Source organism: Chryseobacterium sp. 2987, from assembly GCF_031456375.1.
In the GTDB taxonomy this organism is placed as follows: Bacteria; Bacteroidota; Bacteroidia; order Flavobacteriales; family Weeksellaceae; genus Chryseobacterium; species Chryseobacterium vaccae.
The window spans coordinates 811,677-832,008 of sequence record NZ_JAVDUN010000002.1; the positions used below are offsets into that span (position 1 = coordinate 811,677).

General features: G+C 38.9%; 16 protein-coding genes and 1 riboswitch. Of the genes, 11 read left to right on the forward strand and 5 right to left on the reverse strand.

Features of this window, described 5'->3' with window-relative positions; genetic code table 11:
• The first annotated feature begins 26 nt into the window (after positions 1-26).
• Entirely contained in the window at positions 27-848 is an 822-nt protein-coding gene (locus tag J2Y40_RS08705; RefSeq protein ID WP_309998408.1) for a flavin reductase family protein, read from the forward strand.
• 73 nt (positions 849-921) lie between these two features.
• Here the strand turns inward: J2Y40_RS08705 and J2Y40_RS08710 are convergent, their stop codons facing one another.
• Positions 922-1,365 carry a hypothetical protein gene (locus tag J2Y40_RS08710; RefSeq protein WP_309998410.1) on the reverse strand — a complete coding sequence of 148 codons (444 nt, stop codon included), beginning with the start codon at positions 1,363-1,365 and terminating at the stop codon, positions 922-924.
• Positions 1,366-1,431: 66 nt separating this feature from the next.
• Entirely contained in the window at positions 1,432-2,274 is an 843-nt protein-coding gene (locus J2Y40_RS08715; protein WP_309998412.1) for an alpha/beta fold hydrolase, read from the reverse strand.
• 74 nt (positions 2,275-2,348) lie between these two features.
• Here J2Y40_RS08715 and J2Y40_RS08720 point away from each other — a divergent pair, with 74 nt between their 5' ends.
• From J2Y40_RS08720 to tenA, 8 genes are all read left to right on the forward strand, one after another.
• Positions 2,349-3,602, forward strand: a complete 1,254-nt coding sequence (locus tag J2Y40_RS08720) for a DUF4886 domain-containing protein (protein ID WP_309998414.1) — start codon at positions 2,349-2,351, stop codon at positions 3,600-3,602.
• Between the two features lie 15 nt (positions 3,603-3,617).
• Complete coding sequence (locus J2Y40_RS08725; RefSeq protein ID WP_153398503.1) at positions 3,618-4,391, forward strand: HipA family kinase; 774 nt, start codon at positions 3,618-3,620, stop codon at positions 4,389-4,391.
• Positions 4,378-4,761: a DUF3037 domain-containing protein gene (locus J2Y40_RS08730; protein ID WP_153398500.1), complete on the forward strand. Its 384-nt coding sequence runs from the start codon at positions 4,378-4,380 to the stop codon at positions 4,759-4,761. Before J2Y40_RS08725 ends, J2Y40_RS08730 begins: the two co-directional genes overlap by 14 nt.
• A 24-nt stretch (positions 4,762-4,785) precedes the next feature.
• Positions 4,786-5,820: an alpha/beta hydrolase gene (locus J2Y40_RS08735; RefSeq protein ID WP_153398498.1), complete on the forward strand. Its 1,035-nt coding sequence runs from the start codon at positions 4,786-4,788 to the stop codon at positions 5,818-5,820.
• Between the two features lie 521 nt (positions 5,821-6,341).
• Positions 6,342-6,435, forward strand: a riboswitch (TPP riboswitch).
• A gap of 66 nt (positions 6,436-6,501) precedes the next feature.
• Positions 6,502-7,299: a hydroxyethylthiazole kinase gene (thiM, locus tag J2Y40_RS08740; RefSeq protein WP_309998417.1), complete on the forward strand. Its 798-nt coding sequence runs from the start codon at positions 6,502-6,504 to the stop codon at positions 7,297-7,299.
• Positions 7,296-7,931 carry a thiamine phosphate synthase gene (gene thiE / locus J2Y40_RS08745; protein WP_309998419.1) on the forward strand — a complete coding sequence of 212 codons (636 nt, stop codon included), beginning with the start codon at positions 7,296-7,298 and terminating at the stop codon, positions 7,929-7,931. Before thiM ends, thiE begins: the two co-directional genes overlap by 4 nt.
• The gene (gene thiD / locus J2Y40_RS08750) at positions 7,928-8,761 is read left to right on the forward strand and encodes a bifunctional hydroxymethylpyrimidine kinase/phosphomethylpyrimidine kinase (protein WP_309998420.1); all 834 of its coding nucleotides are present in this window, start codon (positions 7,928-7,930) and stop codon (positions 8,759-8,761) included. The genes thiE and thiD overlap by 4 nt, the downstream gene beginning before the upstream one ends.
• Entirely contained in the window at positions 8,748-9,398 is a 651-nt protein-coding gene (tenA, locus tag J2Y40_RS08755; RefSeq protein WP_153398492.1) for a thiaminase II, read from the forward strand. Before thiD ends, tenA begins: the two co-directional genes overlap by 14 nt.
• A gap of 90 nt (positions 9,399-9,488) precedes the next feature.
• On the opposite strand, the gene J2Y40_RS08760 is transcribed toward tenA, so the two are convergent.
• From J2Y40_RS08760 to J2Y40_RS23975, 3 genes are all read right to left on the reverse strand, one after another.
• Positions 9,489-12,251, reverse strand: a complete 2,763-nt coding sequence (locus tag J2Y40_RS08760; RefSeq protein WP_309998422.1) for a TonB-dependent receptor domain-containing protein — start codon at positions 12,249-12,251, stop codon at positions 9,489-9,491.
• Between the two features lie 952 nt (positions 12,252-13,203).
• Complete coding sequence (locus J2Y40_RS08765; RefSeq protein ID WP_309998424.1) at positions 13,204-15,534, reverse strand: UvrD-helicase domain-containing protein; 2,331 nt, start codon at positions 15,532-15,534, stop codon at positions 13,204-13,206.
• 109 nt (positions 15,535-15,643) lie between these two features.
• Positions 15,644-16,723 (reverse strand): thrombospondin type 3 repeat-containing protein, encoded by a 1,080-nt coding sequence (locus J2Y40_RS23975; RefSeq protein ID WP_409017683.1) that lies wholly within the window; start codon positions 16,721-16,723, stop codon positions 15,644-15,646.
• Positions 16,724-16,833: 110 nt separating this feature from the next.
• Here J2Y40_RS23975 and J2Y40_RS08775 point away from each other — a divergent pair, with 110 nt between their 5' ends.
• Positions 16,834-18,147 (forward strand): pitrilysin family protein, encoded by a 1,314-nt coding sequence (locus tag J2Y40_RS08775; protein ID WP_153398484.1) that lies wholly within the window; start codon positions 16,834-16,836, stop codon positions 18,145-18,147.
• A 46-nt stretch (positions 18,148-18,193) separates the two neighbouring features.
• Positions 18,194-20,224: a pitrilysin family protein gene (locus J2Y40_RS08780; protein WP_153398482.1), complete on the forward strand. Its 2,031-nt coding sequence runs from the start codon at positions 18,194-18,196 to the stop codon at positions 20,222-20,224.
• The last annotated feature ends 108 nt before the right edge of the window (positions 20,225-20,332 follow it).

Below are 20,332 nucleotides of genomic sequence, written 5' to 3' on the forward strand. Positions count from 1 at the left end.
ACTCTTAAGTGTTAAAAAATAAAAAAATGAAAACAGTAATCCCCTCTGAAATAACCTCCGTTCAGCTGCAGACCATTATGCAGACTGCTGTATCACCACGCCCTATTGCGTTGGCTTCTACAGTTGATAAGGATGGAAATATCAACCTATCTCCATTCAGCTTTTTCAATATGTTCAGTACGGTTCCCCCGGTATTGATCTTCTCGCCTTCAAGAAGAGTGCGTGATAATACCACGAAGCATACTCTCGAAAACGTTCTTGAAGTTCCGGAAGTTGTGATTGGAACCGTTAACTTTCCTATTGTACAGCAAATTTCATTAGCTTCTACAGAATATGAAACAAGAGTAAATGAGTTTGTGAAGTCTGGTCTCACGATGAAAGATGCAGACCTGGTGAAACCAAAACTGATTGAAGAATGCCCGGTTAACTTTGAATGTAAAGTTTTAGAAGTAAAATCTCTGGGAGATCAGGGCGGTGCAGGAAATTTGGTGATCTGTGAAGTTCAGAAAATCCATATCAGGGAAGAATATTTAAATGAAGCAGGAAATCTTGACCAGGCAAAACTGGATATGGTAGCGAGATTAGGAAGCAACTGGTATTCCAGAAGCAATGAAAACAGCCTTTTTGAGGTTCCGAAACCTCTGGTGACCAAAGGAATCGGTTTTGATCTTCTGCCGGATGCCATCAAATACAGCAAAGTATTTACAGGAAATGATCTTGGAATGCTTGCCAATACAGAAGTACTTCCTGCCGGAGATTTCCATGCGGATGAAAATATCCATTCTGATGCCCAGAAATTACTGCTGGAAAGCAAAATTGAAGAAGCCTGGAAAATCTTAATCAGGTAATCAGAATGAATTAAAATATGAAAAAGGAGTGAAAGTTCATTTTCACTCCTTTTTTATCAAAAATAGAAACTTATTATCTTGTTTTCAGTTCTTCACTGACTTCTATTTTGCCTTTTTCAGCATACTCTTTCACTTTGCCGTCTCTGTCTATCAGAACATTCAGGTTATCATTTTTAGCATCAAAATAAATAAATGCATAATATCCCGGACAATTATGCTGCATACATCCATTGGCTCTGTATACTTCATTTTCCGCTTTAATAGGGCTTACAACATTGAAATTCTTAACCATTTCTTCATAATCGGCTCCCATAAGCTTTTTAAGTCTGTCGGTTAATTCTTTGTCCTCAAAGAGGTTAATATCAGTCGGATATTTGCCTACGTTCTTAGTCAGGATATTTTGTGCCAGTACAACTTCCTTAACGGTTTCAGCAGGAGCTGTTTTAGGTACCTCTTTTTTACATGAAACAGCGGCAAGCAATGAAAATGCGGCAACGCATACCATTAATTTTTTCATAATTACTTTTAATAGGGTGATTACTATTTTTTAGCGTATCGCTTCAAACTTTGTTCCAGACAAGCTTTATTTTATATTTTTTTGGATAAATTCAATACACTTTTCTGCAACAGTGTTCAGGTGCTTCGGAAGACTCTTCTCCGTCCAGGGCTCTTTTGATCCGAATGTATGATCTGCATTCTCTACTAAAAAGAGTTCAGAATTAGGGTTGAGAATATGAAGATGTTCAGCATTTTTCACACTCACACTTTCATCATCTGTTCCATGGATAACCAGCACGTAGGCTTTTGCCATTTCAGTTGCTCTTTCCACATCAAAACGGTGAATATTCTGTTCAAAGTTTTCATAAAACTGATAGTAATGAGGCATCTCCTGTCTGGTACGCCCGTTCAGGACATAATACACTCCGTTTTTCTTCCAGCTTTCAAGAGCCTCACCTTTCGGAAAGCGTTCCAGAGTATCTACACTGGCAAGGGTAATCAGCCCGTTGATCCTCTCATCTTCATACGTTTTAATAATAGAAATCCCTCCTCCCCTGCTATGACCGATCAGAATGATCTTCTGATCATCAACTTTAGGATGATGACTAAAATAATCGATAACCACCCCTAAATCGGAAAGTTCTTTAGAATAATTATTATTTCCGAAGGCTTCCAGGTCAGCAAAATTACGGAGGTCATCTACTGTTGTACCGTTATGGGAAAAATTAAATTTCACAAAGAAAAAACCGGCTTCCGCGAACTTTTCAGCCATAAGACTCCAGGCTCCCCAATCTTTATAGCCTTTATAACCATGAACAAAAATGACCAGCGGTAGTTTTGCATCGGTTTCAGAATAAAAAGCATCAGCCAGAAATGTCTTAGTATCGGGATTTTCCAGCTTTATATTAAAGTCTTTTATCAATTTCATAAATAAACATTTGATTTACTGTATTATATTTTGAATAACAGTTATATTTGTAATATCCACTCTAAATTAAATATATGAAAAAAACACTACTCTTTTTATTTTTAATTTCATTTTCATTCATCTTCAGTCAAACCGTAAAACGAGTTTTCTTTGTAGGAAACAGCTATACGTACACCAATAATCTGCCGGAGCTGGTAAAATTGATCGCAGCTTCTACCGGAGATGACTTAGCCTACGAAAGCCACGCAATAGGCGGATCCCGACTGAAACAGCATGCACAAAATCCGGACGTTACTTCAGTAATCAACCAGGGAAACTGGGATTATGTAGTCTTGCAGGAGCAAAGCCAGATTCCTTCTTTCCCTAATTCATACATCCAAAATGAAATGTTTCCCTATGCAAAGCAGCTTGCAGAACTGATAAAAAGTACCAATGCCTGCGGAAATCCCATATTTTTTATGACATGGGGCTACAAAAGCGGAGATGCAACCAATTGTGCCAATGGTAATACAGCGGTATGTACTTATGAAGGGATGGATGATCTGATCTCTACCCGATATACAGAAATGGCCAGCCTTAATGAAAGCCTTATTTCTCCCGTTGGAAAAGTCTGGAGAATGATCCGACAGCAGCATCCGGAAATGGAACTTTATTCTTCAGACGGATCACACCCAAGCTATTTAGGTTCAATGGCAGCAGCTTATACTTTCTATACCCTGATATTTAAGAAAGATCCCGAACTTGCCTCTTTCAATGGAAACCTTACTACTATGGAATCGCAGGCTATAAAAAGTATTGTAAAAAATATCGTTTTCAATGGATTGGATACATGGTTGGTCAGTACCAATGATGTTCCTACACGGTTTACCCACACTATATCCGGAAATTCCGTACAGTTCACCAATCAAACACAAAATGCAACGTCTTTTCTATGGAATTTCGGAGACGGAACGATTTCAACATTGGAAAACCCTCAACATACCTATACTTCTACTGGCAATTACCAGGTGAGTCTCACCACCAATGCATGCAATAAAAACTCAATAAAAACTAAACCTGTAGCTATTCAGACGCTTGGAACAAAAGAACAGAATATAGCTTCCATTCATATTTACCCTAATCCGGTACAGGATTTCATCAACATTGATACCGATGGGAAAATTTCAATGATCTCATTGACAGATGCTGCAGGACGGATGCTTCGTTACAAACTTGAAAAAACGGTTTCAGGATATACTATTCCTTTGAATCATCTTTCCTCCGGAATGTATCTGCTAAAATATAAAGCGGGAGAAACGGAATTCACTAAAAAGATTCTGAAAAAATAACCTTATTTTTGCTGAATGCTGGATTTAAGAACAGTAACCGTAATGCGTTACATCCTTCCTCTGAGGGAAGGCGGCTCTCTTCCTGCTTTGGCAGAAGCTGACGATGATTTTAAATATGTACTGAAATTCCGTGGTGCCGGCCATGGAGTAAAAATGCTGATCTCCGAACTTTTGGGCGGAAAGATCACAGAAGCTTTAGGGCTGAAGATCCCTGAACTGGTACTGGTTAACCTGGATGTAGATTTCGGAAGAACGGAAGCCGATGAGGAAATCCAGGATCTTTTGAAATTTTCAGAAGGCCTGAATCTGGGGCTTCATTATCTTTCCGGTTCTATTACCTATGACCCCAGTGTGAAGATCGATCCGCTTCTGGCCTCTAAAATTGTATGGCTGGATGCATTTATTACGAATATCGACAGAACATTCCGAAATACCAATCTCATGATGTGGCATAAAGAACTCTGGGTGATAGACAACGGAGCTTCTTTTTATTTCCACCACTCATGGCAGAATTTTGATGCAGCAGCCAAGACACCGTTTAAGTATGTAAAAGATCATGTACTGCTCCCACAAGCCAAAATGCTGGATGAAGCAGATGCATTTGCCCATACTGTATTGAATGATACTCTTTTCAGAGACATCGTCAATCTGATCCCTGAAGACTGGCTGCATTGGGATGATGCTGATGAAACTCCTGAAGAGATCCGTGAAATCTATTTCCAGTTCCTGAAAACCAGACTGGAAAATTCCCCAATCTTTGTAAACGAAGCCAAAAATGCAAGAGGATAAAATATACGAATACGCCGTGATACGACTGGTGCCTAAAGTTGAAAGGGAAGAATTTTTCAATATCGGGCTGGTAATGTTTTCTAAAAAAGAGAAGTTCATCCGTGTGGAATTCTACCTGTGTCCTGATAAATTCAAACTGATGCACAGCAAACTCGATTATGAAGATATTATCCACAATCTGGAAAGTTTCAAAAAAATTGCTGAAGGCGGCAAAGACGGCGGACCTATTGCCCTTCTGGACATTCCTGAACGTTTCCGCTGGCTGACGGCTGTGAGAAGCTCTGTTCTACAGACTTCCAGACCACATCCCGGAAAATCCAAAGATCTGGAGACCACCTTTGGTAAGCTTTTTGAGGAGTTAGTAAAATAACACATTCCTTAAAAAAAGTTTATTATGTATTCAAGAATTAATAACATATCACTTTACAGGTTTTTTACAAACCTGTTTTTTATTTTATTTTTAAGTTTTTCACAGTCTTTTTTTGCGCAGACTTTTTCACAATCTCCAATTCAGGCTCCGCGCGTAAAGAGTTCCCTGCTTCCGGAAATAGCATCGGTTTCCGAAGATATTGTATACAAAACCAATAGAAAAGGAAGTCCTGTTGCTCTGGATCTTTATGTTCCTAAAAATACTTTCACAGAACGGTTTCCGGTTTTAATCTACGTTCACGGAGGTGGATGGATAGAAGGTGATAAAATGATCCTTGCCGATGATTATGTTGAAAATACCATTAAAAAACTGATCGCCAGACAATATGCAGTGATCAGTATCAACTATACGCTCCTGAATGATAACACTCATTTCCCTTTACCATTAGAAGATACTAAAGATGCCGTAAGATGGGTCAGGAAAAATGCGGAGAAATATAATTTTGACGTCAATAACATCGGACTTTTCGGGGCTTCAGCAGGAGCTCATCTTTCACTGCTTGCGGCCTATACTCCTGATAACACTTATATCGGCAGCCCGGAACTTTCATCTTATTCTGCAAAAGTGAATTATGTGATCGATCATTATGGTCCAGCAGATCTTAATAAACTTTTTCATACCAGTGCGGGTACTATTCCGGTTTCTATCATCGGAATGATCTCTAAAAAGATCATCAGCCTGCAGCAGAATCTGGTAAAAGGACTTTCAGGATATGATATCAACAAAGATCAGCAAAAAGCCATAGAATACTTAAAAACCATATCGCCTGTTAATTTCGTTTCTGATGGAGTTCCTACTTTGATTGTACAGGGAAATAAGGATACGGTAGTTCCTTTAAGCCAGTCTAAAAAGCTACATAGGAAATTGAAAAGAGCAAAAGTTCAGACGTCTTTAATCGTCATTAATAATGGTGTACACAGTTTTTCCACAACTGATAAAGCCTATCTGGACCAAATGGTAGATCAGATGGTAGATTTTATTGTTTCCCAGAAGAAATAATGCACTGAAGGGCTTCTTAAAAGTTTTTATTTCCCACAGATCCCACAAATTTCACAGATGCTTGTGCTTTTAAAACTCAAAGATTGAGCAAATTTTCTGTTGGCTTAACGCAATGGCACAAAGATTTTAATTATTATAATGTTTTTAGGGCGCAAGAAAATCAAAGATTTTAAGCTATCTTTTTCAGTTGTGTTCAATTATTTATGAATTAAAACAGCCGAAGGTTAATCCACAGCTTCATCGAACCAACGCAGTTGATTCTACTCTTTGCCTCCTGAAATATGCAGTATCAAAAATAATCTTTGCGTGAAAGAAAAATTTCAACCAATCTATTTTATTTTTCTGATAAAGCAGATTACGCAGATTTTTTTGTCCTGTTGAATTAACAGGATTCGTTGAAGGCTAAAGTTTTCATCTTCTATTTTTTTAATTGAGATCAGTTTTTATTGAAAAGGACTGGATACTCCTGAAAGGAAAATGCATTGTCAGTTTTTGCCTGCTCTGATAATTTTTATACATTTGTCTTGCTTTAGGGGTATTCTGAAAAAGAATTGAGAGAGTCCCTTTGAACCTGATACGGCTTACACCGACGTAGGGAAAAGCAAAAATACATTGCCCGCAGTGTATCTTTTGTCTGGATTTCTCCTGAAGCTATTTTTTATTTTATTCTAAATGATAACAATGGAAAAAATACTTTGGGAACAGGTACAGCTTGTCAGACAAAAATCTCCTCTGGTTCACAGCATTACCAATTATGTCGTTATGAACAATACAGCCAATGCTCTTTTGGCTGCAGGAGCTTCCCCCATTATGGCGCACGCAAAATCTGAGATCCGCGAAATGGTTAATATTGTTCATTCCGTAGTTATTAATATCGGGACCCTTGATGAATACTGGACAGAATCTATGCTCATCGCTGCTGAAACCGCCCATTCCATCAATAAACCATGGATTCTGGATCCTGTAGGAGCCGGAGCTACTTCATATAGGGATGATGTTTTACAACAGCTTTTACAATATCAACCTTCGGTAATCAGAGGGAATGCTTCTGAGATCATTGCTCTTGCTAAAGTTAATAATACGGTAACAAAAGGAGTAGACAGCACTGCACAAAGCAATGAAGCTGTACACGCAGCACAGATTCTCGCAGAACAATATCATACAACAGTCTGTATTTCCGGGGAAAGAGATATTATTTTAAACGGAAAACAGGAAATTCATATCAAAAACGGACATCCGATGATGACCAAAGTAACAGGTCTCGGCTGTTCTGCCAGTGCATTAACAGGTGCTTTTGCTGGGATTCAGGAAGATAAGGTCATCGCCACCGCTGCGGCAATGGCATTGCTGGGTATATCGGGAGAACTGGCTGTCCGGGAAAGTAAAGGTCCTGGAAGTCTTCAGGTCAATCTTTTGGATAAATTGTACAACATTACTGAAGAAGAATTTTTCAGCCATATAAAAATTGAACAGAAATGAGCCTTTCTTCTTTTCCTTATCAGCTATATCTGGTTATTTCCGAGGCAGACTGTGCCGGAAAAAATTTTCTTGAAGTAGCTGAGCAGGCCATTCTTGGAGGGGTTGATGTTATCCAGCTGAGAGAAAAAAACAGCAGCACTGCTTCATTTCTTAAGAAAGCACAGCAGCTTATTGAAATTACAGAAAAATACAATATTCCGCTCATCATTAATGATAATATTGAAGTAGCGAAAAAAGTAAACGCAGCTGGAATTCATGTAGGTAACAGTGATGCCTCACCTGTTTATCTGAGACGACAGCCTCTCATTCAGAATAAAATGATCGGTTACTCTATTGAATACCTTTCACAGCTTGAAAACGAACAGACTTCAGTGTCTGATTACTTAGGAATAAGCCCTGTCTTTAAAACCTCAACCAAAACGGATACCATAACGGAATGGGGACTTGAAGGAGTGGCAAAGATCAGAAACCTTACTGATAAACCATTGGTTGCCATCGGTAATATCCATCTGAGAAATGCAAGAGAAGTTATCAACGCCGGTGCGGACTGCATTGCTGTTGTTTCTGCGATTTGCAGTGCTCCCCATCCTCAAAAGGCAGCCTATGAATTAAAAAATGAAATTTTAAAATGAAAAAATATAAATACCCATCCGTACTGACGATTGCCGGATTTGACGGAAGCGGCGGTGCAGGCATTCAGGCTGATATTAAAACAGCTTCTGCTTTAGGCTGCTTTTCCACATCGGTACTAACTGCTTTACCGGTACAGAATACACAGGGAGTAAGAAAAATATATCCTGTTCCTGTAGAAGCGGTGGCAGATCAGATCGAAGCCATTCTTGATGATATTTTCCCTGATGCTATTAAAATCGGAATGGTTCATACTCCTCAATTGGTGGAAACCATTGTCTCTACTTTAGCCAAATATAAAAAAACACCCCTTGTATTTGATCCTGTCATGGTAGCTACAAGCGGACACCGTTTGATTGAGAAAGAGACCATCACCGCCATCATTGAAAAACTTTTTCCGATAGCAGATGTTATCACTCCGAATATGGATGAAGCCGCAATTCTGGCTGATACGTCTGTTCATACCCTTGAAGATTTATACATGGCAGGGGAAAAGATCAAAAAGCTGGGTTGTAAAAGCATTCTTCTTAAAGGCGGACATCAGGAAACCTCAACGATAACTTCATTGTATTACGATGAAAATGAACAGTATCATTCTTTTGAAACGGTAAAATTCGACACCAATAACACCCACGGTTCCGGTTGTACCCTGTCCTCTGCCATAGCTGCCTATCTTGCGCAGGGTAAAACTTTGTATGATGCTGTTTCTTTGGGACAACAGTATGTATATCAGGCTATAGAAAACGGAAAAGATGTACAAACCGGCTTTGGAAATGGTCCGCTGAATCACTTTTTTAATCCTCAAAAACTTATCAAAAATGAAATGGTCTGAACACACCTGGCAGGTTATAGAAGAACGGTATCAATCTATTCTGGATATGCCTTTTATTAAAGAATTATCAAACGGTACCCTTCCTCAGGAAAAGTTCCGCTTTTATATGGCTCAGGATTCTTTATATCTTGAACACTTTGGGCGGACACTTTCATTAATTGCTGCAAAAATTCAGGATATTCATGAAGTACTGGCTTTCATGAGGTTTGCTGAAAATGCTATTGTGGTAGAAAATGCCTTACATGAATCTTATTTCGTGGATTTTGGCGTTACGGATAAAGGTATTTTACAGCCTGCCTGCCATCATTATATCCATTTTCTGAGAAGCACTGCCGCTCTGGAAGCTATAGAAGTGGCTATTGCTGCAGTATTACCCTGTTTCTGGATTTACAGGGAAGTCGGGAATTATATTTTAAGCCTGCCTAAGACCAATCATAATCCTTACCAGAAGTGGATTGATACTTATGGCGGTGATGAATTTTCCGTGGCTGTAGATCATGCTATCGCGATTTGTGATAAAGCTGCTAAAAACAGTACGGAGGAAACCCGGAAAAAAATGACCGAAGCATTTGTCATGTCATCAAGAATGGAGTTTCATTTCTGGGAAGCTGCCTATAATTTGAAAATGTGGAAATAATTCAGAGAAAATATCTGGATTCCAGATTACAAAACAAACAGGTCCTCAAAAGGGACCTGTTTTAATAATAATAGAAAGTGAAAAAAAATATTAAAAGTTGAAACTAAGTCTGGAGAACACATATCTTCCGTTCTGCCCGAACTGTGAAGTAGAACGCGAATACACAAACTGATCATTGTTGGTAGATGCAGTAAGGTTTCTGGTTGGATAAATATCGAACAGGTTATTTACCCCTACAGTCAATCCTACATTTTTTGTAAACTGATAGGCTAGTGAAAGATCCGTAATAATTTTGGCCGTGATCTGCTGGTGCTCGTTAGGCCCCACAATTCCATCGCCATTGGCATCAATAATATCTGCTCCGGTTACTTTTCCGAAATAGGTATTTCTAAGATAGAAACTGGCATTTTTCCATGAAAGGGTATGCGACAAACTGGCTTTTACCCTTGGAACTGCTTCTTCCAGATATACTCTTGATTTTTCAGAAAAATAAGTATTTTCAAGGTTGGCAGACTGCAGTAATCCGGAAGAATGAATATTTCCTACTCTCTTGGTCTGGCTGAGATTTACGGCAAAACTGTTATCCAGTTTCAATCCTGAAACTCTTATATTATGAGCAATCACAACATCTACGCCTTTTGTTTCGGTATCAATGGCATTGGTGAAAAACTGGGCGCCACTTACATTTTCCGCATCAAAAGCTTCCTGAGCTGCTGTTGGTACGTTGGCTCTTAAGAACTGATCGGTAAGAATAACTCTGTTGTCTATTTTTGTAAAATATCCGTCTGCTGTAACTGATAAGTTCGCGGATGGAATTCTGTAAGTAAATCCTACACTTGCCGATTTGGACGTTTCCTGCTTCAGCTTGGGAATTCCCAGTAATTCTGCAATTCTTGAATCATTGCTGAATGTACCTACTTCCAGAAGCTGGCTGTTCGTAAACAAAGTAGATGTTACATTATAGTAGATCTGGTGAATAGATGGTGCTCTGAACCCTGTAGATCCGGCCAATCTTACATTGAAATTGGGCGCTACTTTTATTCTTGAAGCTAATTTATAATTGAAAGTTGATCCAAAATCTGAATAATTCTCATATCTCGCTGCTGCATCCACCAAAAGCCAGTTCGTAAAATTGAACTCCACATCCGCATAGGCTGCTACTGATTGCCTGTTTTTATCTACAGCATTCACCGGCTTGAATCCTCCAAACACCTGAGATCCTCCCGGAAGTGCATTTCCGAAAAAATCCGTAGGTCTCGGGCTGTTGTTATTCCATATATTTCCGGAAACATCATAGGTTGCATAGGAAGCTTCTTCTCCTGCTGTTATTTTGAAATTTTCATAGCGATGTTCTCCTCCGAAAGCGACATTAATCCCATTCCAGACATCATATTTTTTAGAGAAATCTAAATTGATGGTATTTTGGGAAAACCTTAGCCCTCCGGCATTAAAATCTCTTGGAGAATTAAATCTTAAAGAAGTATTTCCTGTATTTCTGATGTTATAGGTAAATGAATTCTGTCCGAAGGTATTACTTAAATCAATATGCCAGCCGTTCCATTTTCCTTTGATTCCGGCTGCAAGTGATAAATCCTGAATATCTGTTCCGATCTGTGGCAGATAACCGTCTGCATACAATCCTGTGAACGTTCTGCTCTGATTAGGCTTTCTGTAAAATCCTCCTGAAACACCGTGTCTTATGCTGTATCCGCCAAATGAATACACTTTCCAGTCATCACTTACCGGAACTTCTATATTGGCAAAAAGCTGGTGATTGTTCAGCTTAGACTGGCCAACCTGCATATTGAAATCTTTCCTTGTTAGCCCTCTGTAAGCCAGTTCCTGATCGGTAACATCAAAATTCAGCAAGGACTGAAGTCCTTTCTGGATCACATTTCCCTGGGCATCCTTTATATCCTGGATAATCGATGTATTTTGAATTGCACTCTGCTGTGCCGCGCTGAAATAACCTACTCCCTGTGAATATTGGTGAATATAATCAATAAGCTGCTGTGAATTTGGGGTATTGTTGATATTGCTGAACAGAGAAGAAAGATTTACCCCGTCGTTCAGCGCACGTTTTTCAATGGCATTATAGGCATTATAGATGGATCCGCTTTCTGCTCCTGCTCTGGAAGTAGGATCTCTGAACTGTGAAGACCAGGTAATATTATAAAAACCGCCTTTATTCCCGATTTTGTTTCCATAATTAAGATCTAGCTGAATATTCTGACCGTCAAAATTTCCGGTATGGTCATTTGCGGTTGGTGTTAAATTTCCGCCGTAGCTTATCTGCCCCGTCAGCTTTCCCGTATCTTTTTTTAATTCCAAATTAATAACTCCGGCAATGGCATCTGATCCATACTGGGCAGAAGCTCCGTCACGAAGCACTTCAATTCTGTTCAGGGCAAATGAAGGAATGGCATTAAGGTCGGTTCCTACCGTTCCCCTTCCCGGAGTTCCGTTCACATTCACCAGTGCTGAAGTGTGTCTTCTTTTTCCATTAACCAGAACCAAAACCTGATCAGGTCCCAATCCTCTCAGCTGGGCGGGGTCTAAGTGATCTGTTCCATCAGAATTCGTCTGAATGGTAGAAGTAAAAGACGGAGCCAGCGAGTTCAGTATCTGTCCTATAGTTGATTGCGGAAGAACTACAGAAGCCTCTTTGATATTGAATACATCCACAGGAACCGGGCTGTCGACTTTTGATCTGGCTCCCGCTCTTGAGCCCAGAACCACGACTTCTTCTACATTATTTGTTTTCAGACTGTCTTTTTCTTTTTCCTGCCCGAAAGCAAAACTTCCCAGAAAAAATAAGACGGAAGCTGATAAGATGGTATTTTTATTTTTCATATCCTTTACATCAATTAATAGTTTATGTTTTTTTGAGTGGCAAATGTAAAGTAATTTTATTAGTCTACAAAATTAATAGACTTTTGTTTTTTGAAAAAGAGTTATAGTTTTTGTCTATGCAGATGGAAGCGGAAAGATTGGCGATGGAAATTGATGAGATCTTTATATTGGAGTAAAGCCCTCTATAGATAAACTCTACCGGGTTTTAAGTGGTAGACTGAAGGTTCCAGTTCTGTATCTCATATCAGGCAAGACCTATTTTTGATTCATTTCTTATTATTAACCTGAGTTCGAATTAAGGAGTTTAAGTATATAAGGCTGGAAGCGAGAAGTTACTTTTAGTTACAAGTATTGAAAACTATTGTAAAATCAAATTACCTTAAACATCAACACTTATTTTTAATGATCTTAATAACTTTCCTTCTCCCAGTTTCAAACCAGTCTAAATCAGACATTTTATCCCGGACTGAGATTATAATTGTTTTTCAAATTTTGTCGTATTAAAGCTCTATCAGAGTAACATATTAATCATTATAATTATCAGGTCGCTCCTACGGAGCTCACCTTAGATCATATATTAAATTCTATGAACAGAGTACTTCTACGGAGCACTTAAAAAAGCTCAAATAATATCGTTTTTTTACAAAAAATTATACATTGTTTACCAATTATAGCTCTTAATATAAGTCTGATTTTCTTATCCTGAACTGAGATTATTATTCTTAACCCGAATATCTATTATCTATCCGTCTATTATCTTTTCTCTGAATCTCAAACTCCCAAACTCACCATTCCCTTGCGCAGCAAAATTGACCATTCACCGTTACCTCTATCATCTATCCAGCTGTTATCTATCTGTCTATTATCTCAACTCTCCTTCTCTACAACAAAAAAAACGAATCCTTAACCGGATCCGTTTTATATTGTTATTTCAGTTCTGTACCGAAGAATTCTATATTTTCGTAAGCTTAGCGTATTTCAGAATCAGGTTTTTCTCACCTTCATGCATAAAAACAACTTTGGCTTTGATGTTCTGAGGATCTGTTCCATCCAGGAAAGTCACTTCTCCGATTCCAAAGCGGTCATGTCTTACTTTATCGCCTACTTCAATATCCTGGGAAGAGGCCCCGCTTGGATTGATAATTCTGGCTGTACTTACTGGTTTCAGTTTTTTTACTTCAGGAGCTGGTTGTGAAGTATCTCCCCTATCAATCGTTTTCTTTTCTACTTTTCTGAAAGAACGCTGTTCAGAAGGATACTCATCAAAAATATTGGATTTAAGCCCGGCGTTATTGATGAATCTTTTTTCCATGGCCGGATTGATGAATTCAATATATTCTTCATCTACCTCGCTTAAGAATCGTGAAGGCTCGGCATCTGTAATTTTTCCCCATTGGAACCGGGAAATGGCATATGAAAAGAACACCTGTTTCTCTGCTCTGGTCAGTGCCACATAAAACAGACGTCTTTCTTCTTCCAGGTCTTCGCGGGTTGCAGAACTCATAAAGCTCGGGAAAAGATTTTCTTCAAGTCCAACCAGGTGAACTACCGGGAATTCGAGACCTTTTGAAAGGTGGATTGTCATCAAAGAGACCATATCATCTTCCAGTTCTTTATCCTGAGTATCGGCAGAAAGGGCAATGTTTTCAAGGAAGTTGGAAAGGCTTGGGTCTCCGTCTTCCAACTGCATCTGCTCTTCAATGAATCCCTGCATGGAGTTCATTAATTCCTGTACGTTTTCTACACGAGAAATTCCTTCGGGGGTCTGATCATCTTTTAAAAACTTGATCAGTCCGCTTCGTTTTGCCACTTCCATCGCTACGCTGTAAGCCGTTTCAGTTTTCAGCAGTACCTGAAATGCTTTGATCATCGACCAGAAATCATTTAGCTTATTTAAAACTCCATTATTCAAGCCTAATTGCGGAGCATACATCGGAAGATTATCCAAAACTTTTGAAATGGAAACATTTTGGGCATCTGCAAAAACAATCAGCTTATTCTGTGTAGTTTCTCCGATTCCTCTTGCAGGGTAATTGATGATTCTTGTCAGCGCTTCAGAATCATTTTCATTGATCAGAAGTCTGAGATAAGCAATAAGGTCTTTTACTTCTTTTCTTTGATAGAAGGAAAGTCCTCCATATACTTTGTATGGAATATTTTTACGTCTTAATGCATCTTCAAACCCTCTGGTCTGAGAGTTGGTTCTGTATAAAATGGCAAAATCACTGTATTTTCTCTGGTCGCGGTTACGCAGTTCCCAAATATTTCCAGCTACGAAATTAGCTTCATCCGCATCGGAAAGGGAACGGTATACTTTGATTTTATCCCCTTCTTCATTATCACTGAATACATTCTTTTTGAACTGCTGAAGGTTTTTTGCGATCACAACATTGGCAGCATTCACAATCGTTTGTGTTGAACGGTAATTCTGTTCCAGTGAAACAGTAATGGCGTCAGGATAATCTTTTTTAAAGTTGAGGATATTATAGATATTTGCTCCTCGGAAAGAATAAATCGACTGGGCATCATCCCCTACCACACAGATATTTTCAAATTTTGAAGCCAGTGCTTTTACAATAAGGTACTGTGAATGGTTGGTATCCTGGTACTCATCCACCATGATATATCTGAATCTGTCCTGATATTTAGCCAGTACTTCCGGAAAACGGGTCAAAAGTTCATTAGTTTTTAGCAGAAGGTCGTCAAAATCCATGGACCCATTTTTGAAACAAGCATCCACATATCTCTGATAGATCTGCCCGATAAATTTCATATTGGCTTTTTCATCTGCTTCCATCAGTTCCGGATTGTTGAAATAGGCCTTTACCGTGATCAGGTTGTTTTTATACGTCGAAATTCTCGCCTGAACTTTTTTAGGTTTATAAAGATCGGCATCGATATTCATGTCTTTCAATACTTTCTTGATCACATTCAGGGCATCCTGCTGGTCATAGATTGTAAAATTGGAAGGGTATCCCAGATAGTGGGCTTCAATTCTCAGGATTCTTGCAAAAACCGAGTGAAAGGTTCCCATCCATAAACTTCTTGCATTGCTGGTCCCTACTACCTTGGCAATACGGTCTTTCATTTCGCGGGCCGCTTTATTGGTAAAGGTTAGAGCCAGGATATTGAAAGGGTCTACTCCGTTATTAATCAGGTGGGCAATACGCATCGTAAGTACACGTGTTTTTCCGGAGCCCGCTCCCGCAAGTACCATCAGAGGTCCCTGTAAAGAGGTAACGGCTTCATATTGTGATTCATTGAGTCCTTTCAGATAATCCATGCTGCAAAAAATTTTTGGAACACAAAATTAATGCATTCAAAGGAGAATTCAAATTATGAGACCAATTTAACTTCCGAACGGGTATTCTTTCAGTGCTGTAGAGGTTTGCTTATTCAAGACCTTTTATCTGAACCCATTTTCTTTCTTTGAATTGATAGAATTTTGCCGGTACATTACGGGAAGCTCCTTCAGAATCTGAAAAGCTCAGCTGGATCATAAAACCCATATGACCTTCAGTGTCGTACCTCGGATACATTGCAATCCCGAAACTCACACTCTCAATATCTATAAATTTCTCATCCTTTCTGGTAATGAATAGATCTTCAACAGGCTTTTGAGGGGAGATGTAATAAATATTTTGTATTCTTCCGTTATCATTCACTTTTCCTTTGTAAAACGGAGTGATGCCATTATTTACAAAGTAATTATTTTCATCATTTTCCAGGCCGAAAAAAATTCCGTCACCTCTTTGTAAAGTCGGTACAGGAATGATGGTACTGCTACCTGTCTTTTTTCTGAATCTGTTAAAATTTTCAGGGCTCCACAATTTATTGAAAACATCTGCCCCAATGATCTTTTCAAAATGCGGACAATCATAATAAGGGTCATTTCCACATTCCGCAGAAGGTCCTGTAATTATTTTTCTCAGGAAAATAAATTTCCTTTTGGGTATAAAGAATGTTTTAAAATCCTCATCTTCTAAAATAATGGTAAAAAGTAGATTGAAATCCATTTTCTCAACCTGTTTCAGGTCTTCTTCATATTGGGTTTTCTCTCTTTCATATACTTTTTTGCAATCTTTTTTGGGTCGAGGACAGCCAAGATTATCTGCTGCACCAAATACATCCGGACAGGCATCATCTTTATCCTGAACTCCGTCCTTATCCGTATCCATCCATGGGCATCCATTATTTTCTGCCGGCCCTGGATTTGCCGGACATTCATCATCCTGATCCAAAACTCCGTCTTTGTCCTGATCCGGCAGCAGGCAGCCGCTATTTTCTACAGGCCCAGCTTCTTTAGGGCATTTATCCAGATAAAAAAGAATTCCATCCTTATCTTCATCAGAAAGACAGGTTTTCCTGCTAAATTCCTTCAGGCACCTATTGAAGGCTTCTTTATCTGTAATTTCCTGTGCATTTATCAATACACTGAACAAGACAAACCATATAACAGAGTAAATTTTCATCCCGATTTTAAAATAATTTCTACGTCCTTACAAAAATGAAAAAAAAACATAAAGAAATGTAACAAATACTGTATTTTCTCTACTAATTTATGCAAAACAATTTCTGCTTTATGAAAAAACGACTTCTTTCTGTTGCAGCTGCATCTTTTTTCGGAATGATGCTGAATGCACAGCAAATTAAATTCGAAGAATATGACCTGCCAAACGGCCTTCATGTAATCCTTCATCAGGATAATTCTGCACCGGTAGTTACTACAGGAGTAATGTATCATGTAGGGGCCAAAGACGAGGCTACAAAAAGAACAGGCTTCGCACACTTCTTTGAACACCTTTTATTTGAAGGAACTCCTAATATAAAAAGAGGCGAATGGATGAAAATTGTTTCTTCTAACGGAGGACAGAACAACGCCAACACCAGCAACGACAGAACTTATTATTACGAGACTTTCCCTTCCAACAACGAGCAGCTAGGACTGTGGATGGAAGCAGAAAGAATGCGCCATGCTGTAATCAACCAGATCGGGGTGGATACTCAGAGAGAAGTTGTAAAGGAAGAAAAAAGACTGAGTATGGATAACAGACCGTACGGAAATCTTTTCACCGCTATTCTTAACAATATGTTTACCAACAGCCAGTACCACTGGTCTACGATTGGTTCTATGGAAGATCTTAATGCTGCCAAGCTGGAAGAATTCCAGAATTTCTACAAAAAATATTATATCCCGAATAACGCAACTTTAGTAGTAGCGGGAGATATTAAATCTGAACAGACTAAAAAATGGATTCAGGAATATTACGGAGGAATTCCGAAAGGAGCGGCTATTACAAGAACTTATACTAAAGATGCTCCTATTACTCAGGAAAAAGTGGTAACCTATACGGATGCCAATATTCAGCTTCCTGCTTATATTTACGGATACAGAACGCCTGCTAATACCGAAAGAGACTCCAAAATACTGGACATGCTTTCTGCTTACCTGAGCGGTGGAAAATCTTCAGTATTATACAAAAAACTGGTAGATCAGGATAAGAAAGCTTTACAGGTTTCCGCTAACCCGCTTGCTTTTGAAAAAGACGGGGTTTTTGCATTTTTTGCGATCCCGATGGGGCCTACACCTGAAGCGGATCTGAGAAAAGTAATTGATGAAGAAATTAAAAAAGTTCAGACTACTTTAATTTCCGAAGAAGATTATCAGAAACTTCAGAATCAGTTCGAAAATCAGTTTGTAAACGCTAACTCAAGTATTCAGGGAATTGCTGTTTCACTAGCAACCAACCACGTACTGATGGGAGATACCAACCTTATCAATAAGGAAATCGACATTTACAGATCCATCACCAGACAAGATCTGCAAAATGCTGCTAAAAAGTATCTGAATCCTAACCAAAGAGTGATCATTAACTACCTTCCTGAGAAAAAGTAATCTACGGAGTACAGGAAAAAATTGATTACCATAATAATTTTTACAAATGAAAAAGCAATTAACATATATAGCGGCAGCATTTTTATTCGCAGGAATGCTTTCTGCACAAAAAATAGACCTTAACGCAATGCCAAAGCCGGGACCAACTCCTGCCATCAACATTGCCAAGCCAAAAACATTCCAGATGAGCAACGGGCTTACTGTAATGGTGGTAGAAAACAACAAGCTGCCGAGAGTAAGCGCAAGCCTTTCCATGGACAGACCTCCATATTATGAAGGAAATGTAACCGGAGTAAGCGAGATCATGGCGGAGCAGCTTGAAAACGGAACTAAAAACTTAAGCAAAGACGAATTCAATAAAAAGGTAGACTTTTTAGGAGCCCAAATTAATTTCTCATCAGCAGGTGCGTCTGCAGGCTCATTATCAAAGTATTTCCCTGAAGTTTTAGGACTGATGGCTGATGCTATTGTCAATCCGAACTTTTCTGCAGAGGAAATCAAAGATTCCAAAGACAGAACAATTGAAGGTTTAAAGGCAGACGAGAAAAATGCTCCTTCTATTGCGTCAAGAGTTTCCAACGCATTGATGTACGGAAAAAATACTTCAAGAGGAGAATTTGAAACCGTTGAATCAATCAATAAAATTCAACTTTCTGATGTACAGAATGTTTATAGCAAATATTATACACCGGACAATGCTTACCTTGTGATTGTAGGGGACGTGAAGTTTGACCAGATAAAGCCTTTGGTTGAAAAAGCTTTTGCAGGCTGGAAAAAAGCAGGTACTAAGTTTGCTGCTTTAGAACCCGCTTCTAACGTGGCAAAGACAGAGGTTAATGTAGTGGATGTTCCTTCTGCGGTACAATCTGTAGTATCTGTAGGGAATCTCAATACTTTAAAAATGAAAGACCCTAACTATTTTGCGGCTACTATTGCCAATTATATTTTGGGAGGCGGTGCTGAAGCCAGACTTTTCATGAACCTTCGTGAGAAGAACGGATTCACTTACGGAGCTTACTCCAGCATGAGCGCCAGCAAATATACTCCGGTATTTTCTGCTGAAGCCAGTGTAAGAAATGAGGTTACTGATAAAGCTGTTAAGGAATTTATGACTGAACTTAACGGAATTACCACAATAAAACCTCAGGAATTAGAAAATGCAAAGGCTAAACTGAAAGGATCTTTCATCATGGCTCTTGAAAAACCTGAAACAATCGCAAGATTTGCTTTAAATCAGAAAGTACAGGACCTTCCGGCAGATTTCTACTCCAATTACCTGAAATCTATTGATAAAGTAACGGTTGCTGATGTTTCTGCTGCTGCTAAAGCTACAATCCTTCCTAACCAGAGCAGAATTTTCATCGCTGGAAAAGCCGCTGATATTTCTGAAGGACTGGAAAAACTGGGCTATCCGGTAAAATATTTCGACAGAGAAGCGAATCCAATTGCAAAACCTGCTGTACAAAAGGCTGACGCCAATGTTACTGCTGCTTCTGTAGCGGATAAATACATCAATGCAATTGGTGGTCTGGCGGCTGTACAGAAAGTAACGTCTATTTCTTCGGATGCTACTACTAAAATCCAGGGAATGGATATGAGCATGAAACTGATTCAGGCCAAAGGTGGTAAAATGCTTATGGAACTGAAAATGGCAGGAAATACCCTTCAGAAGATTGTTTTTGACGGTAAAGACGGTTATCAGCAGGCACAGGGACAAAAAGTACCTTTAAGCGACAAGGAAAAGGCTGAAATGGCAGATCCTGAACTTTTTCCTGAGCTTACTTTCGCAAAATCAGCGGATATTAAAGTGGCAGGAATCGAAAAGTACAACAATGAAGATTCATATGTGGTAAAAGGGCCTAAAGACACTTATTACTACAGTGTAAAGACGGGCCTTAAAACCGGAGAAATCAAAGTATCTGAAGGAGGTTCTATTCCTACAAGCTACAACAACTACAAAGATGTTTCAGGAGTTAAACTTCCGTTTACCATCATTCAGAATATGGGCGGAATGGATGTAGATCTGACTGTACAGGCTTACCAGCTGAACCAGGCTAAAGATTCAGATTTTAAATAAAAACAACCTGTTTTCATATAAAAAATGGCAGCTTTTGCTGCCATTTTTATTTTAAACGATATTTGCAGACATCTTTTTTTGTTGTTCGGTAAAAAAAGATTAAATTTG